This is a genomic window from Salmonella sp. 32031103-2018-00083-FB-01-SM-01 (assembly GCF_017571995.1).
Classification (GTDB): domain Bacteria; phylum Pseudomonadota; class Gammaproteobacteria; order Enterobacterales; family Enterobacteriaceae; genus Salmonella; species Salmonella enterica.
In genome coordinates, this window is sequence record NZ_JAGEQL010000010.1 from 46,109 (window position 1) to 65,105 (window position 18,997).

The 18,997-nt window shown below is 53.9% G+C and carries 16 protein-coding genes; 8 read left to right on the top strand and 8 right to left on the bottom strand.

The window, feature by feature from the left end:
* Positions 1-22: 22 nt before the first annotated feature.
* From mnmE to rpmH, 5 genes are all read right to left on the bottom strand, one after another.
* The gene (gene mnmE / locus J4614_RS20960) at positions 23-1,387 is read right to left on the bottom strand and encodes a tRNA uridine-5-carboxymethylaminomethyl(34) synthesis GTPase MnmE (RefSeq protein ID WP_000019081.1); all 1,365 of its coding nucleotides are present in this window, start codon (positions 1,385-1,387) and stop codon (positions 23-25) included.
* Between the two features lie 141 nt (positions 1,388-1,528).
* Positions 1,529-3,175, bottom strand: coding sequence for a membrane protein insertase YidC (gene yidC, locus J4614_RS20965; RefSeq protein ID WP_000378283.1), 1,647 nt, complete (start codon positions 3,173-3,175; stop codon positions 1,529-1,531).
* A 2-nt stretch (positions 3,176-3,177) separates the two neighbouring features.
* Positions 3,178-3,435, bottom strand: a complete 258-nt coding sequence (yidD, locus tag J4614_RS20970; protein WP_001307474.1) for a membrane protein insertion efficiency factor YidD — start codon at positions 3,433-3,435, stop codon at positions 3,178-3,180.
* Complete coding sequence (gene rnpA / locus J4614_RS20975; protein WP_000239725.1) at positions 3,399-3,758, bottom strand: ribonuclease P protein component; 360 nt, start codon at positions 3,756-3,758, stop codon at positions 3,399-3,401. The genes yidD and rnpA overlap by 37 nt, the downstream gene beginning before the upstream one ends.
* A gap of 16 nt (positions 3,759-3,774) precedes the next feature.
* Entirely contained in the window at positions 3,775-3,915 is a 141-nt protein-coding gene (rpmH, locus tag J4614_RS20980) for a 50S ribosomal protein L34 (RefSeq protein ID WP_000831330.1), read from the bottom strand.
* A 660-nt stretch (positions 3,916-4,575) separates the two neighbouring features.
* Here rpmH and dnaA point away from each other — a divergent pair.
* The 4 genes from dnaA (at position 4,576) to gyrB (ending at position 10,795) form a co-directional block, all read left to right on the top strand.
* Positions 4,576-5,976 carry a chromosomal replication initiator protein DnaA gene (gene dnaA / locus J4614_RS20985; RefSeq protein ID WP_000059093.1) on the top strand — a complete coding sequence of 467 codons (1,401 nt, stop codon included), beginning with the start codon at positions 4,576-4,578 and terminating at the stop codon, positions 5,974-5,976.
* A gap of 4 nt (positions 5,977-5,980) precedes the next feature.
* Positions 5,981-7,081 carry a DNA polymerase III subunit beta gene (dnaN, locus tag J4614_RS20990; protein ID WP_000673474.1) on the top strand — a complete coding sequence of 367 codons (1,101 nt, stop codon included), beginning with the start codon at positions 5,981-5,983 and terminating at the stop codon, positions 7,079-7,081.
* A gap of 197 nt (positions 7,082-7,278) precedes the next feature.
* Positions 7,279-8,352 carry a DNA replication/repair protein RecF gene (gene recF, locus J4614_RS20995; protein ID WP_000059373.1) on the top strand — a complete coding sequence of 358 codons (1,074 nt, stop codon included), beginning with the start codon at positions 7,279-7,281 and terminating at the stop codon, positions 8,350-8,352.
* Between the two features lie 28 nt (positions 8,353-8,380).
* On the top strand, positions 8,381-10,795 hold the full coding sequence (gene gyrB, locus J4614_RS21000) for a DNA topoisomerase (ATP-hydrolyzing) subunit B (RefSeq protein ID WP_000072047.1): 2,415 nt from the start codon (positions 8,381-8,383) through the stop codon (positions 10,793-10,795).
* A gap of 18 nt (positions 10,796-10,813) precedes the next feature.
* Here the strand turns inward: gyrB and J4614_RS21005 are convergent, their stop codons facing one another.
* The 3 genes from J4614_RS21005 to J4614_RS21015 all read right to left on the bottom strand — a co-directional run bounded on the left by J4614_RS21005 (position 10,814) and on the right by J4614_RS21015 (position 14,294).
* On the bottom strand, positions 10,814-11,710 hold the full coding sequence (locus J4614_RS21005; RefSeq protein WP_001054599.1) for a LysR family transcriptional regulator: 897 nt from the start codon (positions 11,708-11,710) through the stop codon (positions 10,814-10,816).
* A gap of 114 nt (positions 11,711-11,824) precedes the next feature.
* Entirely contained in the window at positions 11,825-13,018 is a 1,194-nt protein-coding gene (locus tag J4614_RS21010) for a mandelate racemase/muconate lactonizing enzyme family protein (protein ID WP_000975837.1), read from the bottom strand.
* Positions 13,019-13,031: 13 nt separating this feature from the next.
* On the bottom strand, positions 13,032-14,294 hold the full coding sequence (locus tag J4614_RS21015) for an MFS transporter (RefSeq protein WP_000061262.1): 1,263 nt from the start codon (positions 14,292-14,294) through the stop codon (positions 13,032-13,034).
* Between the two features lie 305 nt (positions 14,295-14,599).
* Here J4614_RS21015 and yidA point away from each other — a divergent pair, with 305 nt between their 5' ends.
* The 4 genes from yidA to J4614_RS21035 all read left to right on the top strand — a co-directional run bounded on the left by yidA (position 14,600) and on the right by J4614_RS21035 (position 18,896).
* Entirely contained in the window at positions 14,600-15,412 is an 813-nt protein-coding gene (yidA, locus tag J4614_RS21020) for a sugar-phosphatase (RefSeq protein ID WP_000985571.1), read from the top strand.
* 201 nt (positions 15,413-15,613) lie between these two features.
* Complete coding sequence (locus tag J4614_RS21025; RefSeq protein ID WP_000747395.1) at positions 15,614-16,636, top strand: hypothetical protein; 1,023 nt, start codon at positions 15,614-15,616, stop codon at positions 16,634-16,636.
* Complete coding sequence (locus J4614_RS21030) at positions 16,633-17,772, top strand: BamA/TamA family outer membrane protein (protein WP_001078029.1); 1,140 nt, start codon at positions 16,633-16,635, stop codon at positions 17,770-17,772. The genes J4614_RS21025 and J4614_RS21030 overlap by 4 nt, the downstream gene beginning before the upstream one ends.
* Positions 17,769-18,896 carry a DUF4056 domain-containing protein gene (locus J4614_RS21035; protein WP_001258177.1) on the top strand — a complete coding sequence of 376 codons (1,128 nt, stop codon included), beginning with the start codon at positions 17,769-17,771 and terminating at the stop codon, positions 18,894-18,896. The genes J4614_RS21030 and J4614_RS21035 overlap by 4 nt, the downstream gene beginning before the upstream one ends.
* Positions 18,897-18,997 lie beyond the last annotated feature (101 nt).

Genomic DNA, 18,997 nt, shown 5'->3' on the forward strand with positions numbered 1-18,997 from the left:
CGCGCCACCGGGCAACATAACGTTATTTGCCGATACAGAAGCTGGAGAAAATCCGTCCCAGCAGGTCGTCGGAGGTAAACTCGCCGGTAATCTCGCTTAAGCTTTGCTGCGCCAGGCGCAACTCTTCCGCCAGCAGTTCCCCCGCCCACGCGCCTAATAGCTGTGCTTTGCCCTGCTCAAGATGTTCAGCGGCTTCCGCCAGCGCCTGCAGGTGACGGCGGCGGGCCAGGAAGCCGCCTTCCATATTGGTATCAAAACCCATGCTCTGCTTGAGGTGGTTACGCAGCACGTCGACGCCTTCGCCGGTACGCGCCGAGAGGCGAACCAGTGAGTGACCATTTACTTCACTAATACCCAGCGTTTCGCCGGTGATATCCGCCTTGTTACGTACCACGGTAATCGGTAGATTTTTGGGCAGACGGGCGATAAAGTCCGGCCAGATGTCGGCAGGGTCCACGGCGTCCGTCGTGGTGCCATCCACCATAAACAGCACGCGATCGGCCTGTTCAATCTCCTGCCAGGCGCGTTCGATGCCGATACGCTCAACTTCGTCGCTGGCGTCGCGCAGTCCGGCGGTATCGATGATATGCAGCGGCATCCCGTCGATGTGAATATGCTCGCGCAACACGTCGCGCGTGGTACCGGCGATATCGGTGACAATGGCCGCTTCACGGCCTGCCAGCGCATTCAGCAGGCTGGATTTCCCGGCATTCGGGCGTCCGGCAATCACTACCTTCATCCCTTCGCGCAGCAGGCTGCCCTGGCGCGCTTCGGTGCGCACGGCGTCAAGATCGGCGATGACGCCATTGAGCTGCGCTTCGATTTTGCCGTCAGAGAGAAAGTCGATCTCCTCATCCGGAAAATCAATAGCCGCTTCGACGTAGATTCGCAGGTGAGTAAGTGCTTCCACAAGGTGGTTAACGCGGGCGGAAAATGCCCCCTGTAACGAGTTTAGCGCCGAACGCGCCGCCTGTTCGGAACTGGCATCGATCAGGTCGGCAATGGCTTCCGCCTGGGCTAAATCGAGCTTATCGTTGAGGAACGCTCGCTCGGAGAACTCGCCCGGTCGGGCAATGCGCACGCCTGGAAGCGTCAGGATACGTTTTAACAGCAGGTCCAGGATCACCGGACCGCCGTGCCCTTGTAGCTCCAGCACATCTTCACCGGTGAAGGAGTTCGGGCCGGGGAACCACAGCGCAATACCCTGATCCAGCGCGCTGCCGTCAACGTCTTTAAACGGCAGGTAGTCGGCATAGCGCGGCTTCGGCAGCTTGCCCAGCACCTCTTGCGCAACGTCTCGCGCCTTCAGACCAGAGATACGCAGGATACCCACGCCACCGCGTCCCGGTGGGGTTGCCTGGGCGACGATAGTGTCGTTATGGCTCATGGTTAGTCTCAACTTTGTTGCAATAAAAAAAGGCGGTCATATGACCGCCTTTTGATTGTAGGCCTGATAAGCGTTAGCGCCATCAGGCTGACCGGCGCGCCTTGCCGGATGGCGGCTTCGCCTTATCCGGCCTACACCGAATCAGGATTTTTTCTTCTCGCGGCTATGCAGGCCACGCTTCTCCAGACCACGGTAAATCAGCTGCTGCTGAATGATGGTGACCAGGTTGCTGACGATATAGTACAGCACCAGACCTGACGGGAACCACAGGAAGAACACCGTAAAGATGACCGGCATAAAGGTCATGATCTTCTGCTGCATCGGGTCGGTCACGGTGGTCGGCGACATCTTCTGAATGAAGAACATCGTTACGCCCATCAGGATCGGCAGAATGTAGTACGGGTCCTGTGCGGACAGGTCATGAATCCACAGCGCGAACGGCGCATGACGCAGTTCAATGGAACCCATCAGCATGTAGTACAACGCCAGGAAGATAGGCATCTGGATGATCAGCGGGAAGCAGCCGCCCAGTGGGTTAACCTTCTCCGCTTTGTACAGGGCCATCATCTCCTGGCTTTGGCGCTGTTTATCATCGCCAAGACGTTCGCGCATCGCCTGAATTTTCGGCTGCAGCATACGCATCTTCGCCATTGATGTGTACTGCGCTTTGGTCAGCGGGTACATGATACCGCGAACGATAAAGGTAATGATGATAATGGAGAAGCCCCAGTTGCCCACAAAGCTGTGGATCCACTTCAGCAACTTGAACAGTGGCTGAGAGATGAACCACAACCAGCCGTAGTCCACGGTCAAATCCAGGTGCGGTGCAACAGCCGCCATTTTATCCTGAATTTCCGGGCCGACCCACAGGGTGCTGGTCATCGCGCCAGTCTGGCCTGGCTGTACCAGTACCGGCTGCGCTTTATAGCCGATAGCGACAATGCCGTTCCCCAGATTGGCGGTGTAGAAATTGTTGGTGCCGTCGTTACGCGGAATCCATGCGGTGGCGAAATACTGTTGCAACATTGCCACCCAACCGCCTTTGGAGCTGACGTTGAGGTTTTCGTTATCGGCAATAGTGTCGAATTTGTATTTCTCATACTTCTCATCCGGCGTGGAGTACGCTGCGCCGCGGAACGTATGCAGCGCAAAGTTGCTGCTGCCGGTGTCGCGATGAGGAGGCAGGTTGACGGATTGTTTTAACTGACCAAAGGTGGAGACTTCCAGCGGTTTTTCGCCGGTGTTCTGCACGCTATAGTTCACGTTAACCGCATAATCTCCACGCTTAAAGACAAACGTTTTGGTAAACGTGTTGCCTGCGGCGTCAGTATAAGTCATCGGAACCTGCAGTTCGTTCTGACCGTCGGCCAGTACAAACGCCTCTTTCTCGACGTTGTACAGCGGACGCGGGCCGTTCGCCGGGTTATCCGGGCCGTCGCGGCCTGTCAGGCCGCTTTGCGCCTGATAGATAAACTGCGGGGTGGTTTCCAGCAGCTGGAACGGTTCGTTGGAACCCAGTTCTTTCGGGTAAGCCGGGAGCAAGGCCTGCTCGACATCACCACCACGGGTGTTGATAGTCAAATCAAGCACATCGGTTTTCACCGTAATCATTTTCCCCTGGCCACTGGCTGGTACGCCCTGGTCGGCGGCGCTACCCGCTGCGGTGGTCGTTGTCTGCGTGGTCTGTTGAGTCTGAGGTTGCGGATTTTTATCCTGCTCCCAGGCTTGCCAGATCATGAAAGACACGAACAGCAAAGCGATGACTAAAAGATTGCGTTGCGAATCCATCGTTAGTGTTCTCTGGTATCAAATGGTCCGGGCGGGACGGGATCGTCACCACCAGGGTGTAAAGGGTGGCATTTTAATACGCGTTTCACCGTCAACCAACTGCCTTTTATCACTCCAAACCTGCGCAATGCCTCAATTCCGTAGCTTGAGCACGTTGGCGTGAAACGACAATGCGGCCCAAGCAGCGGACTGATCAGGCGTTGATAGACCCGAATAAGGGCTATCAGGACCCGCGAGCCAGGCGACAGTGGCGGCGCCATAATTTTTCCAACGCTTCCGAGAGAGCACGGTTATCGAGGTCGGCAACCCCTTTTTTCGCCACCACCACGAAATCCATTGCAGGAAGTTCATGCTGGCGCAGACGGAAGCTTTCACGCGTCAGACGTTTAATCCGGTTGCGTTCATGCGCACGTCGAACATTTTTCTTGGCGACGGTAAGACCGATACGGGGATGCCCCAGCGAATTCAGGCGGCCGAGGATGGTGATTTGCGGCGTGCCAGCCCGTTGAGGTTGCTGGAAGACGAATGTGAAATGAGCGGGAGTTAACAAACGTAACTCCCTGGGAAATGCGAGCTTAACCACTCAGGGGTTAGCTTTATTACTTGGAAACGGTCAGACGAGCGCGGCCTTTAGCACGACGACGTGCCAGAACCTGACGACCATTTTTAGTAGCCATACGAGCACGGAAGCCGTGAGAACGGTTGCGCTTCAGTACAGACGGTTGAAAAGTGCGTTTCATGGCGATTTCTACCTAAACTTGAATAAATTCACTGACTTTTGCGTATACCCGAACAAACTTTGAACGACTTACGCCACAGTGTGGGTGATTAAAGAGGCCGGATTGTAATAATTGTACACTCCGGAGTCAATTCTCTTTCCTTATTTTCCCGCGATTTTCCACGCCTTTTTGTGCGGAAAATAAGCAGCGTTGACGCCATATGACGGGCATTGCGCGACGGGTGGAGAATTATACGGACTGCCAGGTAAAGCGCAAGGATCGCCCTGGATCTTTATGCGATCTTTTAGGCGTCTGCTCACCTTTACCTATTAATTTTTTCAATATGCGCGCGAAAGCGTACAGGAGTTCCCCAGGATCGATTACACTTATCCTTTCCTGGAAAGTCCTGTGGATAAATCGGGAAGAATCTGTGAGAAACAGAAGATCTCTTGCTCAGTTTAGGCTATGATCCGCGGTCCTGATCGTTTCAAACGATCCTGGTCAGGCATGAACACGAAATCTTTCAGACTGCGTGAAGTCGCGATCGTTTGAAAGATCCGTGAAAACCGCAGACAGCGGTTCGTGCGTCACCCTTCATGCAGGGTCTTATCGACGTGCGCCAACAATCATTAATGTATCAGCCTTTGTCATTTATCGACTTTTGTTCGAGTGGAGTCCGCCGTGTCACTTTCGCTTTGGCAGCAGTGTCTTGCCCGATTGCAGGATGAGTTACCAGCCACAGAATTCAGTATGTGGATACGCCCGTTGCAGGCGGAACTGAGCGATAACACGCTGGCTTTGTATGCGCCAAACCGTTTTGTGCTCGATTGGGTAAGAGATAAGTACCTCAACAATATCAATGGATTACTCAACACATTCTGCGGCGCGGATGCCCCACAACTGCGTTTTGAAGTGGGAACAAAGCCCGTTACGCAAACGCTAAAAACGCCTGTGCATAACGTTGTCGCGCCTGCGCAGACAACAACGGCGCAGCCGCAGCGCGTAGCGCCTGCGGCCCGTTCGGGCTGGGATAACGTACCAGCGCCGGCGGAGCCGACCTACCGCTCCAACGTCAATGTTAAACATACATTTGATAACTTCGTCGAAGGTAAATCCAACCAACTGGCGCGCGCGGCGGCACGTCAGGTGGCGGATAATCCTGGCGGCGCCTATAACCCGTTATTCCTCTATGGCGGCACCGGTCTGGGTAAAACTCACCTGCTGCACGCGGTGGGTAACGGCATTATGGCGCGCAAACCCAACGCGAAAGTCGTGTATATGCACTCCGAGCGCTTTGTGCAGGACATGGTAAAAGCCCTGCAAAATAACGCCATCGAAGAGTTTAAACGCTACTACCGCTCCGTTGACGCATTGCTGATCGACGATATTCAATTCTTCGCCAATAAAGAACGATCCCAGGAAGAGTTTTTCCATACCTTTAACGCTCTGCTGGAAGGCAATCAGCAGATCATTTTGACGTCGGATCGCTATCCGAAAGAGATCAACGGCGTTGAGGATCGTCTCAAGTCCCGCTTTGGTTGGGGGCTAACAGTGGCGATCGAACCGCCAGAACTGGAAACCCGCGTGGCGATCCTGATGAAAAAAGCGGACGAAAATGATATTCGTCTGCCAGGCGAGGTCGCGTTCTTTATCGCCAAGCGTCTACGCTCTAACGTGCGTGAGCTGGAAGGCGCGCTGAACCGGGTGATCGCCAATGCCAACTTTACCGGCCGGGCGATTACTATCGACTTTGTGCGCGAAGCGCTGCGCGATTTACTGGCGTTGCAGGAAAAACTGGTCACCATCGACAATATTCAGAAGACGGTGGCGGAGTATTACAAAATCAAAATTGCGGATCTGCTTTCTAAGCGTCGATCTCGCTCGGTAGCACGTCCGCGCCAGATGGCTATGGCGCTGGCAAAAGAGCTCACCAACCACAGTCTGCCGGAAATCGGCGATGCGTTTGGCGGGCGCGACCACACTACCGTACTTCATGCCTGTCGTAAAATTGAGCAACTGCGTGAAGAAAGCCACGATATCAAAGAAGATTTTTCGAATTTAATCAGAACACTATCGTCGTGATCCTATGAAATTTACCGTTGAACGTGAACATTTATTAAAACCGCTTCAGCAGGTCAGCGGCCCGCTGGGCGGTCGTCCTACGCTGCCGATTCTCGGTAACCTGCTCCTCCAGGTAGCGGACGGTACGCTTTCTCTGACCGGCACCGATCTTGAAATGGAGATGGTCGCGCGCGTTACGCTTTCTCAGCCGCATGAGCCGGGTGCTACTACCGTGCCGGCGCGGAAATTCTTTGATATCTGCCGCGGCCTGCCGGAGGGCGCGGAGATTGCCGTTCAGTTGGAAGGCGATCGGATGCTGGTGCGTTCTGGCCGTAGCCGCTTCTCGCTGTCTACGCTGCCTGCCGCCGATTTCCCGAATCTTGACGACTGGCAAAGCGAAGTTGAATTTACGCTGCCGCAGGCCACGATGAAGCGCCTGATTGAAGCGACCCAGTTTTCGATGGCCCATCAGGATGTGCGCTACTACTTAAACGGTATGCTGTTTGAAACGGAAGGCAGCGAACTGCGCACTGTTGCGACCGACGGCCACCGTCTGGCGGTGTGCTCAATGCCGCTGGAGGCGTCTTTACCCAGCCACTCGGTGATTGTGCCGCGTAAAGGCGTGATTGAACTGATGCGTATGCTTGACGGTGGCGAAAACCCGCTGCGCGTGCAGATCGGCAGTAATAATATCCGCGCGCACGTCGGCGACTTTATCTTTACCTCGAAGCTGGTGGATGGTCGCTTCCCGGACTACCGTCGCGTTCTGCCAAAGAATCCGGATAAGCATCTGGAAGCGGGCTGCGATATCCTCAAGCAGGCGTTTGCCCGCGCGGCAATCCTCTCGAATGAGAAATTCCGCGGCGTGCGTCTGTACGTCAGTGAGAATCAGCTCAAAATCACCGCCAATAACCCGGAGCAGGAAGAAGCGGAAGAGATTCTGGACGTGAGCTACGGCGGGACGGAGATGGAAATCGGCTTTAACGTCAGTTATGTGCTGGACGTGCTCAATGCGCTGAAGTGCGAAACCGTGCGCATTATGCTGACGGATTCCGTATCCAGCGTACAGATTGAGGATGCGGCGTCACAGTCGGCTGCCTATGTTGTTATGCCAATGCGCTTGTAAAGAATATCGGGCTATCTTACTTGTTATTCTGGCTCCGGGCAGTGCTCGCACAAAATACGAAGTATTTTGGACGTCTTATGGACGGCCCGAAGGGCGAGCGCAGCGAGCAATCCTCACGTACTCCAGTACGCTCCGGTTGCTGTGCGCTGGCCGTAGCCAGACTAACTGCGCCGATAACGCCCTGGTTATGAGTTGATATGTCGCTATCCAGACTGCTAATCAAAGACTTCCGCAACATAGAAAATGCGGATCTCGCTTTATCCCCCGGCTTTAACTTCCTGGTTGGCGCCAACGGCAGCGGCAAAACCAGCGTGCTGGAAGCTATCTATACGCTTGGCCACGGTCGGGCGTTTCGCAGTTTGCAGCCTGGCCGCGTGATTCGTCATGAGCAGGAAGCGTTTGTTCTCCACGGGCGATTACAGGGCGAAGAGCGTGAGACGTCGATTGGCTTAACCAAAGATAAGCAGGGCGACAGCAAAGTCCGTATCGATGGTACCGACGGTCACAAGATCGCGGAGCTGGCGCATTTAATGCCGATGCAGTTGATTACGCCGGAGGGGTTTACTTTACTCAACGGCGGCCCCAAATACAGAAGAGCGTTCCTTGACTGGGGATGCTTTCACAACGAAGCCGGATTCTTCACCGCCTGGAGCAACCTGAAACGATTGCTGAAACAGCGTAATGCCGCGCTGCGCCAGGTGAGTCGTTATGAGCAATTGCGCCCGTGGGATAAAGAGCTGATTCCGCTGGCGGAACAAATTAGTACCTGGCGGGCGGAGTACAGTAGCGCTATCGCACAGGACATGGCGGATACCTGTCAGCAGTTTTTACCTGAATTTTCCCTGACGTTCTCTTTCCAGCGCGGCTGGGAGAAAGAGACAGACTATGCGGACGTGCTGGAGCGAAGCTTTGAGCGTGACCGTATGTTGACCTACACCGCGCACGGGCCGCATAAAGCGGACTTTCGCATTCGCGCTGACGGCGCGCCGGTGGAAGATACCCTGTCGCGCGGGCAGCTAAAGTTATTGATGTGCGCCTTACGTCTGGCGCAGGGCGAGTTCCTCACCCGCGAAAGCGGGCGGCGCTGCCTGTACCTGATAGATGATTTTGCCTCTGAACTTGACGATGCGCGTCGCGGACTGCTGGCCAGCCGCTTAAAAGCCACGCAATCGCAGGTCTTTGTCAGCGCAATTAGCGCTGAACACGTTATAGACATGTCGGATGAAAATTCGAAGATGTTTACCGTGGAAAAGGGTAAAATAACGGATTAACCCAAGATTAAATGAGCGAGAAACGTTGATGTCGAATTCTTATGACTCCTCCAGTATCAAAGTCCTGAAAGGGCTGGATGCGGTGCGTAAGCGCCCGGGTATGTATATCGGCGACACGGATGACGGCACCGGTCTGCACCACATGGTATTCGAGGTGGTAGATAACGCTATCGACGAAGCGCTCGCAGGTCACTGTAAAGATATCGTCGTGACTATTCACGCCGATAACTCCGTGTCCGTAACGGATGATGGCCGTGGCATTCCGACCGGGATTCACCCGGAAGAAGGCGTCTCGGCGGCGGAAGTGATCATGACCGTTCTGCACGCGGGCGGTAAATTTGACGATAACTCCTATAAAGTCTCCGGTGGTCTGCACGGCGTGGGCGTCTCGGTAGTCAACGCTCTGTCGCAAAAACTGGAACTGGTTATCCAGCGAGATGGCAAAATTCACCGTCAGATCTACGAGCACGGCGTGCCGCAGGCACCCCTGGCCGTCACTGGCGATACCGATAAAACCGGTACGATGGTACGTTTCTGGCCGAGCCACGAAACCTTCACCAACGTCACTGAATTTGAATATGAGATCCTGGCGAAACGCCTGCGTGAACTGTCATTCCTGAACTCAGGCGTCTCCATCCGCCTGCGCGACAAGCGCGATGGCAAAGAAGATCATTTCCACTACGAAGGCGGCATCAAGGCGTTTGTTGAATATCTCAACAAGAATAAAACGCCGATCCACCCGAATATCTTCTACTTCTCCACCGAAAAAGACGGTATCGGCGTGGAAGTAGCGCTGCAGTGGAACGATGGTTTCCAGGAAAACATCTACTGCTTTACCAACAACATTCCGCAGCGCGACGGCGGTACTCACCTGGCAGGCTTCCGTGCGGCGATGACCCGCACGCTGAACGCCTACATGGACAAAGAAGGCTACAGCAAAAAAGCCAAAGTCAGCGCCACCGGCGACGATGCCCGTGAAGGTCTGATTGCGGTGGTTTCCGTGAAGGTGCCGGACCCGAAATTCTCCTCGCAGACCAAAGATAAGCTGGTCTCTTCCGAGGTGAAATCGGCGGTAGAACAGCAGATGAACGAACTGCTGAGCGAATACCTGCTGGAAAACCCATCTGACGCGAAAATTGTCGTCGGCAAAATTATCGACGCCGCGCGTGCGCGTGAAGCGGCGCGTCGCGCCCGTGAAATGACCCGTCGTAAAGGCGCGCTGGACTTAGCGGGCCTGCCGGGCAAACTGGCTGACTGCCAGGAACGCGACCCGGCGCTGTCCGAACTGTACCTGGTGGAAGGGGACTCCGCGGGCGGCTCTGCGAAGCAGGGGCGTAACCGCAAGAACCAGGCGATTCTGCCGCTGAAGGGTAAAATCCTCAACGTCGAGAAAGCGCGCTTCGACAAGATGCTCTCCTCTCAGGAAGTGGCGACTCTGATCACCGCACTGGGCTGCGGTATCGGTCGCGACGAGTACAACCCGGACAAACTGCGTTACCACAGCATCATCATCATGACCGATGCGGACGTCGACGGCTCGCACATCCGTACGCTGCTGTTGACCTTCTTCTATCGTCAGATGCCGGAAATCGTCGAGCGCGGCCACGTCTACATTGCGCAGCCGCCGCTGTACAAAGTCAAGAAAGGCAAGCAGGAACAGTACATTAAAGACGACGAAGCGATGGATCAGTACCAGATTTCCATCGCGCTTGACGGTGCGACTCTGCACGCGAACGCTCATGCGCCGGCGCTATCCGGCGAAGCGTTAGAAAAACTGGTCTCTGAATATAACGCCACGCAGAAAATGATTGGTCGTATGGAGCGTCGCTTCCCGAAAGCGCTGCTCAAAGAGCTGGTGTATCAGCCAACTCTGACCGAAGCCGATCTTTCTGATGAGCAGACTGTAACGCGCTGGGTGAATGCGCTGATTACCGAGCTGAATGAGAAAGAGCAGCACGGCAGTCAGTGGAAGTTCGATGTTCATACTAATACGGAACAGAATCTGTTCGAGCCGATCGTTCGCGTGCGTACGCATGGTGTGGATACCGATTATCCGTTGGATCACGAGTTTGTGACCGGCGCGGAATATCGTCGTATCTGCACGCTGGGCGAGAAGCTGCGCGGTCTGATTGAAGAGGATGCGTTTATCGAACGCGGCGAGCGTCGCCAGCCGGTAACCAGCTTCGAGCAGGCGCTGGAGTGGCTGGTGAAAGAATCACGTCGCGGTCTGGCTATCCAGCGTTATAAAGGTCTGGGTGAAATGAACCCGGATCAGCTGTGGGAAACCACCATGGACCCGGAAAGCCGCCGTATGCTGCGCGTGACCGTCAAAGATGCGATTGCTGCCGACCAGCTGTTCACCACGCTGATGGGTGATGCCGTTGAGCCGCGTCGTGCCTTTATTGAAGAGAACGCCCTGAAAGCAGCGAATATCGATATTTAACCTGCCTTAATCCCCGGCCTACCGCTGGTTGGCCGGGGCATCATGATGTTCATCGACATAGCTGAATAAAAAATCTCTAAAGCGCTGCGTGGCGGGCGTTTGTGCGCGCCACGCATGGAAATAAAGGTTCATATTGCGCCGCAGCGGAGGCGTGAGCGAACAGGTCGCTAATTGGTAGCTTTTGGCGTAATGGCGGGAAAAGGTTCCGGCGATCACCACGCCTTCACACTGCGCCGCCAGCGACATGGCGGTCGCCATATGTTCCACCGTCATTTTGGGCTTAATGCGCACGCCAGCGGTCGCGGAGATCATCGGAACGGATTCGTTGCCAACGGCGATCAGCTCTTCACTCTGAATCTCTTCCCAGCGAACCGTTTTTTTATGCAGCCGATAGTCCGGATGGCAGTACAGGGCGATTTCCGTTGTGAACAGCGTTTGTTTGTCGATTTCCGGTTCCAGCGGCCGCTCCGGGCCGATACCGAAATCCGCTTCTCCCAACATAATGCTTTTTTGTAATTGCGACATGGGCTTATCAATAAGCTGTACGTGGGTATGCGGATGCTGCCGCTTAAAGGCATGGATGATTTGCGGCAGAAAAGCACAGGCGATCAGCGGCGCGCCAACAACCCGAACCAGGGATTTTTTGATCTCTTTCAGGTCGCGGGCATAATTTTCGGCCCGTTGAAACTCTTCAACAACCCGCATGGCGGCGGGTAAAAACTTTTCGCCGTCGGGCGATAGCTTCACCACGCGCGAAGTGCGGTCGAAAAGGGAAACCTCCATCTGGCTTTCCATTTCGTTGATTAAACCGCTAACGGCGCCCTGCGTGATGCACAGATATTTGCTGGCGGCGGTAAAACTACGCAAATCCGCGACGGCCAGAAACGCGCGAAATTGCCGGATAGTTAAATTCATTTGCCACCTGTGTTACCCCTTTACTGAGAGGATTTTATCTCAGGCTGGATAAGGTCGCGTTGATACGACTCGCAAATACAGGGTGTCTGCCTGCGGCGCAGGCAGACAGTTGGCTTATTTTACGGTGATGGTTGGTGATTTTTTCATGGTTTCCTCGGTCAGCTCCTGGCCGATACCAGGAAGCTCCGGGACTTCGTACATGCCGTTCTTGGGTAGATAGTTGTATTTACAGGTCTGTGTATTCGGTTCCAGCAGCGCATACCGGTGCAGTTCGTGGATGACGAAGTTGGGGATTGCGGTTTCCATATGCAGCGCCACCGCCGTGGAAATCGGCCCGCCGCAAACGTGGATTTGCACCGTTTTGTCGTAAACGTGCGCCATATCGCAGATTTTCTTCACTTCGGTGATGCCGCCGCAGGTGCAGATATCAGGCTGGATCACGCTCAGGCTGCCGTTTTCCAGGAAAGGACGGTATCCCCAGCGCCAGTAAATACGTTCGCCAGCCGCCAGCGGAATATTAACTTTATCAGCCACTTGTTTCATTTGTCCGGGGTTTAACGGCATGACCGGCTCTTCGTAGTAGAAAATACCCAGTTCTTCTATCATGCGGCCAAACTGAATTGCCGATGTAGTATCCGTAAAGGCATGCATTTCGGCGATGATATCCACGTCCGGGCCGACCGCATCACGAATGGCGGCCATACGGTCGTAGCCCAGGCGCAGGATTTTGTCGGTGAGCGGCCCGTTGAGGTTTTGCTGGTTCCAGTTGCCGTGGCGATCCATTGCGACGGTATCCACTTTTATCGCGTCATAGCCTTCGCTGACGGCGGTCAGTGCCGCCTGCGCATACTGTTCCGGCTCGGTCAGCATATCTTTATCGCTGCCGTCCCCCCAGCCAAACTGTAGCTGGCTGGCATAGGTTCTGATTTTCTCGCGGCTTTTACCACCGAGCATCTTATACAGCGGTACGCCCCACGCTTTACCTTTGATATCCCACAGCGCGATATCAATACCGCTCATCGCAGCGGAAAAGATGCCGCCGCCGCCCTGCCCCCAGAAGGTTTTTTTGAGCATCTTTTCCCAGATAGCTTCGTTATTCATCGGGTCCATGCCGATGATAATGGCGGCTAAATCTTTTGCCATGCCGATGCCCGCAGAGGCGCCGACGCCGTAAGCCAGCCCGACTTCGCCAAAACCGGAAATGCCTTCGTCGGTATTAATTTTTACCACCACCGGACGCCATTTGCTGGTGGCGGACGCAAAATCGTTCGCCACATCAATAATATCAACGCTGGTAATTTTCATCATTTACTCCTCGTAATTAATATTTTTTAATCGTTAAGATTAATGCCGATACCACGGCGATAGCGCTGATAAAAACCAGGCATAGTAAGCCGCCGGTATAAGTTCCAGTGATAGAAATAAATAAGCCGATAAATACGGGAGATAATGAAGAGAGTCCATTGGCGACGCCGTTCATTACGCCGCTGGCGGCGGAAATAGATTTTCCGGGTATCATTCCCTGTAATAACGTCCAGGCAACGGGCGTACCCATCGTACAGAAAGCAACAGCAAAGGAGAGGAGTACCGCTGACATATATTTATGTTCGGTTATGGTACCGAAATAGATACTGACGCCAGCGAAAAACATTAATACCATTAATATGGGGGCGCTGCGTCCTATTTTATCGACGAAGATCCCCGCAGCGGCTTTAGAAAATATTGACAGGACAAAGGGAAGCGACGCCAGCCAGCCCATTTCCGCCCAGCTAAATCCTCTGGCTGATTTAAGATAGGTCGGCAGCCAGGTAATCATCCCCCAGTACAGGCATTGCAGGCACAGGTACCACAGCACCAGCAACCAGTAGCAATAGTTGGTGATCACCGGTTTGACCCGCAACATAAAACTTTCGCTGTTGCCTGCGCTTTCCGTTTCCTGTCCGGCTTTGATATAAGCCAGTTCCTGTTCGCTGATACTTTTATGTTGTTCTGGTTTATCAGCAACATATCGCCAGAGTAGCCAGAGTGGGATTAACCCGAGAGCGGCGCATAAAAAGAAGTTGGAACGCCAGCCGTGGGTGCCTATCCACCAGGTGAAAAAAGGCATCGCAATGGCGGGTGCCACCGACTGGCCGACGATCCACGCCGCGTTTGCTCTGCCGCGCTCCTGCTTCGGGAACCAGTTTTTAATAAATACGCTTTGCAGTGGATAATAAAATCCCTCTCCGATGCCCAGTAATATACGGCAAATAATAATTAGAGCGAATGATGTTGCTACGCCGCCAACCATTAAAGCGATAGTCCAGATCAGAATACAAAGCATCATTGCTTTTCTGGGGCCGAGATAATCGCCAAGCGGTGATAATACAACGTTTGCGATACCATAAGCGGCCAGAAAGACGGTCATCATCATGCCGATTTGCAATGGCATACCTTCAATACCCATATAGGCTAAGAAGGGTTCATTCGCGGCTAATACCGAAACATTAACGCGATCGAGATAAGCAATAAATATTCCAATAAACAGACAGGCAACGATTAAAAATCTTTTCCTGGTTGGGGGGGCGGTAAGGGCCATCGACATTAGCGATCTCCTTCTCATCGGATAAGGTTATTTTAAAATATAAGTTTTTGTTGATTTTTACTGATTAAGAACCAATCCCATTAGGCTCTAAGTGATTATGTCCAAAGTAGCAATACACATTCTTTTAGAAAAACGGTATTTTCTGTTTGATTAATGAGGTTATCTAATACATCAGGAGGGGAGAATACGGCCTGAAAAGGGGAATCCCGTTTGTGAATCTTATCCCCCTTTCTCTCGGATTCTTTGCTGTTTTTTGAGCGGAATCGCGTTAGCATGAGTCAGGACTCATTTAATGCGGGGATTTCATGGCTATTAAACTCATTGCTATCGACATGGATGGCACCCTTCTGCTGCCCGATCACACCATTTCTCCGGCGGTTAAAAACGCGATTGCCGCTGCGCGTGAAAAAGGGGTAAATGTGGTGCTGACCACAGGCCGTCCGTATGCGGGTGTGCACAGTTACCTGAAAGAACTTCACATGGAACAGCCCGGTGATTATTGCATCACCTATAACGGGGCGCTGGTGCAGAAAGCAGGGGACGGCAGTACGGTTGCGCAAACAGCGCTCAGCTATGATGACTACCGTTACCTGGAAAAACTGTCCCGTGAGGTGGGTTCTCACTTCCACGCATTAGACCGAAATACGCTTTATACCGCTAACCGCGATATCAGCTACTACACGGTGCATGAGTCGTATGTGGCGACCATTCCGCTGGTATTTTGTGAAGCGGAGAAGATGGACCCGAACACCCAGTTCCTGAAAGTTATGATGATCGATGAGCCTGCCGTTCTCGACCGGGCGATTGCGCGTATACCGGCAGAGGTGAAGGAAAAGTATACCGTGCTGAAAAGCGCGCCGTACTTCCTTGAAATCCTCGATAAACGGGTTAATAAAGGCACCGGCGTAAAATCACTGGCCGAGGCGCTGGGTATTAAGCCAGAGGAGGTGATGGCGATTGGCGATCAAGAAAACGACATTGCGATGATCGAATACGCCGGCATGGGCGTGGCAATGGACAACGCCATTCCGTCGGTCAAAGAGGTGGCTAACTTTGTGACTAAATCGAACCTTGAAGATGGTGTTGCCTGGGCGATTGAACAACATGTTCTGTCCTGATTCACTCCGGCCCGATCGCCGTCGGGCCGATAGTTCCACTCATTAAGCTAATGTGTTGCAACAAAGACGTTGTAGAAAATAGTTTTTTATTTCAAAAGATTAATTCGCACAGAAATCCCGCCCACCAGGCGACGATTACTATATTCTCCTTCCTCCTTTCGATCCGGCGGCGCTTCTCGCCAGAATAAACGCTTCATCATTATGAAAAAACGCTCCCTTTTGCTGTTGGCGCTGCCCGCTATGGCTTTTTCTACCTGGGCGGCTACCAGCCCCCCGGCGAACCTGTCGCTTGTTTATAGCTATCAGGATGACGTCCCATCTGCTGCCACACCGCCAGTCGCGACAACGCCGGTGGCAAAGCCTGCCAGTACATCAGTGTTGCCTTTTCTGGGTGATGAAGCCCGAAAGCGTGGCTATGAGCTTCCCGAGCCATTTGGCCTCAATATTAACTACATGAATATTGGGCAGAATATTAACGTTGATAGCATCAACTTTAATGGCCTGGCTTTAGGTCCCAACGGGGGAATTCCATTAGATAACGTATTTAAAATTAACGTCGGTCATACCCGTGAAAAGAGCAAGACCGAAACGGTCAAGCTGGATGCCTGGCTGCTGCCATTTATGAATGTGTACGGCCTGGTGGGCTATACCGATGGTCATTCCGTTTCGCAAATTGGTGTTGGGTTGATGACGAAAAATGGCCACGTTTTTCATCCCGCCGATCTGCAAAACCTCAAATTTAAACTCGACTTTAAAGGCACTACCTATGGCATCGGCACCACGCTGGTCGGCGGCGTAGGTAACTGGTTTACCGCTGTTGATGCTAACTACACCCAGACACAGTTCGATATTCTTGATGGCAGCATCGACGCCTTTACCGTCTCACCTCGCGTTGGTTACCGTTTTACCACCCCGGGTATAGATAAGATGCATCTGCCGTCGGGCAAGCTAAACGTCTGGGTCGGCAGCATGTATCAGGATGTGCAGCAGGAGTTTAAAGGCAGCCTCGACGACCTGACCATGCCGTCAGCGACGCTACAAAGGCTGGTGAGTATGGCTAACTATAACAATAACGGCCGCTTTGACGTCAAACAGCATCTACAATCACCGTGGAACATGCTGCTGGGCGCTCAGTATGAAATAACCCGCCATTTCAACGTTACCACCGAGTTTGGCTTTGCCGAGCGCAATAGCTTCTTTGTGGCCGGTGAGTACCGCTTTTGAATCGCTGCCATTACCGACTGTTGCTTTGCGTCGTCGGTGTGCTGTCCGGCGTGGCGCAGGCGGCGCTGCCCAGCCGCAGCCAGGTGGACGGCTGGCTACAACAAATGGGGGATAGCGATACTTACGATGCCGCCAAAGGCGTCAACTGGGGAGTAATGCCCGGGCCATTTTATACCCCTGAACTGGGGCTGGGCATCGGCACCGCCATCGTCGGTATGTATCGCCCCGATCCTGCCGATAAGGTTAGCCAGGTATCCACGCTGTCGCTGAGCAGCTATTTCAGCTCCACAGGCGCTTTTGGCGTAAGCCTGCAAAATTACGCTTTTTTCGCGCAAGATCGCTGGCGTTTCTTCCTCACTGGCGCATTGAGCGACACGCCCACTTACTATTGGGGACAGGGTTTTGCCGCTGGTGATAAAGACAGCCATAAGCAGGCCTATACTGCGCAGGTGCTGGATCTGCAACCCATGCTGTATCGTCGGCTTGTTAACAATATCTATCTTGGCGTTGGCTGGACGCTGGATGTACAGCACGCCGCGCAAATTGATGAGACCGATCCGCCCAAAATTCAAAGTACCGCGCAGGGCTGTTCTTCACTGAGTAACGGCGGTAGCGTTGAGATTAGCTGGGATGATCGTGATTTTATACCTAACCCACGCAAAGGGCAGTATGCCACCCTTCGCTATACCCACTTCGCACCGGACGTCGGTAGCGATACGCGGTTTGATGAATACCAACTGCACTATAGTCGTTACCATGCCGTCAATGATAAAGACGTGCTGGCCTGGGAAGCTGACGGCGCCTTTACCCAGGGCGACGTGCCGTGGAATATGCTGCCGCTGCTGGGCAGTAACCATCGTATGCGCGGCTATTATGAAGGGCGCTATCGCGATAAAAATGCTATCAGCGGTCAGCTGGAATATCGCCATAAGCTGAGCTGGCGGCATGGCGTTGTCGGTTGGGTGGGCGCGGGCACCATGGGATCGTCTTTGCACCATCTGGATGACGGGCGATGGCTGCCTTCTGCGGGCGTGGGCTATCGCTTTGAGTTCAAGCCGCGCGTCAACGTGCGGCTGGATTACGGCGTGGGCAAAGCTAGCAGCGGTTTTTATTTTCAGGTAGGAGAAGCATTTTGAGGTCCGTCGTTCGGGTTATCTTTCTGGCGCTGCTGTTTCTGGCGGGGAGCGCCCGCGCCGCCTTACCACTGACGCTCTATCTGTCCACTCACCCAACGCCTGCTGCCAGTGAAGCCTGGCCGACGATGCCGCCGCAGCCGCTGCCAAAGGGGTTGCGGCCGTGTTGTGCTTTTGGTTACGACCTGCATGCCGAGCTGCTGGGACTGCCGGTTCCGCTCTATCAGTTAAATAACGTCGTGACGGTGGACTCGCTGGGGCATCATCAGTACAACGACCATCTGTACTCGGGCGTGGCAAACCTGATTGGCCTTAGCGGTGAGAATAACGGTATTGTGTATACCTTGCGTGGCGGATTCATCGACACCGCACATGTGAGGGATACCGCTGATATGACAGTGTATATCTTCAGCCAACTACTACCAAAGCTGGGGCAGGCTTTTACGCTGAATCTGGGCGAGGAGCTGGCCGAACGGCGTCTGGTTTTTACTGCTTTTACCCCTCCGGTCGATGCACGCGAGCGTTACACGCTGGCCGCCTGGCTGTCGGCGCATCTGGCGTTCCAGGTGGCGGAGTGGCACGAAATCGCCCAATGGTACGGTTTCGAGTCTGTTCGCGGATTTTCTGAGGGAGTATCGGCCTTTTCGCCGGAAGATCTCTATTCTAACCTCGCGGGTGCCCGTCTGGCGGCGTCTTTAATTGTCGGCGGCCAGACGAAAACGCAAGAGATGTACAACACGGCGATGGAAACCGCGCTGCGGCAAGCGCTGACGCAGCTGGCAGCGCAGCCGGCGCAGATCACCCGTTTCCAGTTTGATATGCTTGATGGCCGTTGGTGGAACAGCCAGCGGCGGGTACCGGAAAAATATCTGGTGCTGCATCGTAATTATCAGATGGGCGATGACCGCCTGCCGACCGCCATTCCTGGCGAGATAATGCCGCTATTGCCGCTGAGCTTGCCCCATCGCTGGCGCGGTATCCAGCTTAGCACGCTGGCGCAACTACAATTGTGGCCCAGCGAGGATATGGCGCAGCTACCGCCTCCCGCGCACTATTACAGCGAAAAAGATTTTGCCGCCCTGGCGGAGCAGGCACGGCTACAGGACGAAAAAACACAGAATCATTAAACAGGCAGTAGCCGTAGGCTATTTCCCTCTTATACCCTCGGCGTACTGTTTTATGTCCTGATAACTGGCGATGTGAAACGCGTCGTTTGGCGAGCCGGAAG